Genomic DNA, 2,744 nt, shown 5'->3' on the forward strand with positions numbered 1-2,744 from the left:
GAACGCCCTCGGCCGCATCGGCGAACCCGACGACGTCGCCGACGTCGTGGCCCTCCTTGTCTCCCATGACGCCCGGTGGATCACGGGACAGGTCATCGACGCCACCGGCGGCTACCGCCTGTAGGAGCCGTCCCCGCCGGTGCCACCAACGCACCGGCGTTGCTCGTCGCGCTCCTCATCACGCCCGCGGAGGCGTGACGGGTGCGCGACCTTGAGGTGTAGGTGCGCTGCTTCAGACGCCTGTGTCCATGACGGGACATCACCGCGCCCCGTCGAGTTCCGTACCGATCGGAATGAAGTATCTGCAGTCGAGTTCTTCCGTTCGGCGACGGGCGCCACGGCGAGATCGCGGGAAGGCGTCGCACGTCATCACCATCCGCGTACACAACCCCGATCCGGGGCGGCAGAGAGGCAATCATTGCCGGGAGTGCCTCGATCACCCGTCGGGCTCCTCCTCGGGGTGAACGATGTAGCCGACCGCGCTGAGCGTGCGGGTGAGGAAGCCCATCTCTGCGGCCAGGGCCTCCCCGGCCAGGTAGCCGGAGGCCCGCTTGGAGTCGTGATCACGTGGCTGGGAAAGGATTGGACGGGATGATGCTCGGGCTTGTAGCTTGCAGTTGACCGTGACACCGCCCGAGGAGGTGAGCCCCATGAACGCTGTATCGATGTGGGTGCTCCCCCTTCCCGTCACGGTCGGGCGATTGACGTAGGTGTCGCCGGGAGCGCCTCGCCAACAAGGCACTCCCGAAAGGCAACACCTATGCACTCTCCGCAGGTCACCGCCGAGCCGCCGTCGAACGACAGGGCCGAGCGTGACTCCACGGTGGGCGACGTCCCCGGAGCTCTCTGGTCGCCGGCCTCCGGCGCCGATCGCGCGCCCCTCATGTTCGACGTGATCATCGCCGGGTGCGGGCCGACCGGTGCGATGCTGGCCGCCGAACTACGGCTGCACGATGTGCGGGTACTCGTTCTGGAGAAGGAAACCGAGCCCGTGTCGTTCGTCCGCATAGTCGGTCTGCATATTCGCAGTCTCGAGCTGATGGCGATGCGCGGACTGCTGGATCGCATTCTCCAGCATGGAAGACAGCGCCCGGCCGGCGGTTTCTTCGCCGCCATCCCCAAACCCGCGCCCGAGGGCCTGGATTCCGCGTACGCCTATCTACTGGGCATCCCGCAGCCGGTCATCGAACGTCTGCTCGAAGAACATGCGATCGCACTGGGTGCGCAGGTCCGGCGCGGTTGCGCGGTGGCTGGTTTCGAGCAGGACGACGAGGGTGTGACCGTCGAGCTGGCCGACGGAGAACAGCTGCGTTCGCGCTATCTCGTCGGCTGTGACGGCGGGCGCAGTACGGTGCGCAAACTCCTCGGCGTCGGCTTCCCCGGCGAGCCCTCGCGGACCGAGACGCTGATGGGCGAGATGGAAGTGGGCGTGCCGCAGGAGGAGATCGCCGCCAAGGTGACCGAAGTCCGCGAGATCCATCAGCGATTCTGGCTCCGGCCCTTCGGCGAAGGGATCTATGGCGTCGTAGTCCCCGCCGCGGGAGTCAGCGACCGCGCGGAACCGCCCACCCTCGAGGATTTCGAACAACAGCTGCGCACCATCGCCGGAACCGATTTCGGCGTGCACTCCCCGCGCTGGTTGTCCCGCTTCGGGGATGCCACCCGACTAGCCGAACGTTATCGGGTCGGGCGGGTGCTGCTGGCCGGCGATGCGGCACACATCCATCCACCCATCGGCGGACAGGGCCTCAACCTGGGCGTTCAGGACGCATTCAACCTCGGCTGGAAACTGGCCGCACAGATCCGCGGCTGGGCGCCGGAAACACTACTGGACACCTACCAGGCCGAACGTCATCCGGTCGCCGAGGACGTGCTGGACAACACCCGCGCCCAGATGGAACTGCTGTCCACCGAACCGGGCCCGCAGGCCGTGCGCAGGCTGCTCACCGAACTGATGGACTTCGACGAGGTGAACCGCTATCTGATCGAGAAGATCACCGCGATCGGCATCCGCTACGACTTCGGCGAAGGCCCCGACCTGCTCGGCCGCCGCCTGCATGACATCGACGTGAAACAGGGCCACCTCTACGGTCTGCTGCATCGCGGCCGCGGCCTGCTGCTGGACCGCACCGAACGCCTGACAGTCGGAGGCTGGTCAGACCGGGTCGATTACCTCGCGGATCCCACTGCGGTACTGGATGTTCCGTGCGTCCTGCTACGCCCCGACGGCCACGTCGCCTGGATCGGCGACGATCAGCAGGACCTGGACGACCACCTCCCCCGCTGGTTCGGCAAGCCCGCCAACTGATTTCGCCTGGCAATTCCGACCCAATTCACGTCCGCCATGCTCGTCGCTTCCGGCACGCCGCGAGGGTGGGTCCTGCTGTGGCAGGCGGTAGGAAGAACCCGCACGCGGTCGTTATCCCCGGGCTCGACGCTGGGACGCTCACTCTGGATACCCTCCGCGACGCCCTCGCCGGAAACCGCTGGACGCCACCCCACAACGCCTGATCAATCACAGGTGTGAAGGGATACGAGGAGGCAGCTCAGCCATCACGCAGTCGCAGTCTCAGCTGGCTTGACACGTTCAGAGTCGACAAGCGCGGGAAACAACCATTACAGAGTTTGAAGGGCTAGCTATCGGCGATGGAACGAACACATAGCGCTATGGGTGAGTTACATCGTCGTGTTTCGGCAGTAAAACTCTGCTGTGCGGTACCCCGATGGTGGCGGCTTGTCCGCCA

At 66.0% G+C, this 2,744-nt stretch carries 3 protein-coding genes; 2 read left to right on the forward strand and 1 reads right to left on the reverse strand.

The window, feature by feature from the left end:
- The first annotated feature begins 16 nt into the window (after window positions 1-16).
- On the forward strand, window positions 17-124 hold the full coding sequence (locus tag ITP53_RS54695; protein WP_328815637.1) for an SDR family oxidoreductase: 108 nt from the start codon (window positions 17-19) through the stop codon (window positions 122-124).
- A gap of 312 nt (window positions 125-436) precedes the next feature.
- On the opposite strand, the gene ITP53_RS54700 is transcribed toward ITP53_RS54695, so the two are convergent.
- Window positions 437-652, reverse strand: a complete 216-nt coding sequence (locus ITP53_RS54700) for a hypothetical protein (protein WP_195903370.1) — start codon at window positions 650-652, stop codon at window positions 437-439.
- 231 nt (window positions 653-883) lie between these two features.
- Between ITP53_RS54700 and rox the strand changes: the two genes are divergently transcribed.
- A complete protein-coding gene (gene rox / locus ITP53_RS54705; protein ID WP_207757746.1) occupies window positions 884-2,308 on the forward strand; it encodes a rifampin monooxygenase in 1,425 nt (474 codons plus the stop codon).
- Window positions 2,309-2,744: the final 436 nt, after the last annotated feature.

The organism is Nonomuraea cypriaca (assembly GCF_015645445.1).
GTDB lineage: Bacteria > Actinomycetota > Actinomycetes > Streptosporangiales > Streptosporangiaceae > Nonomuraea > Nonomuraea cypriaca.

Excerpts from the sequence above, each read along its gene's own strand:
- ITP53_RS54700 (WP_195903370.1), bottom strand. The coding sequence starts at position 652 with ATGGGGCTCACCTCCTCGGGCGGTGTCACGGTCAACTGCAAGCTACAA.
- rox (WP_207757746.1), top strand. The coding sequence starts at position 884 with ATGTTCGACGTGATCATCGCCGGGTGCGGGCCGACCGGTGCGATGCTG.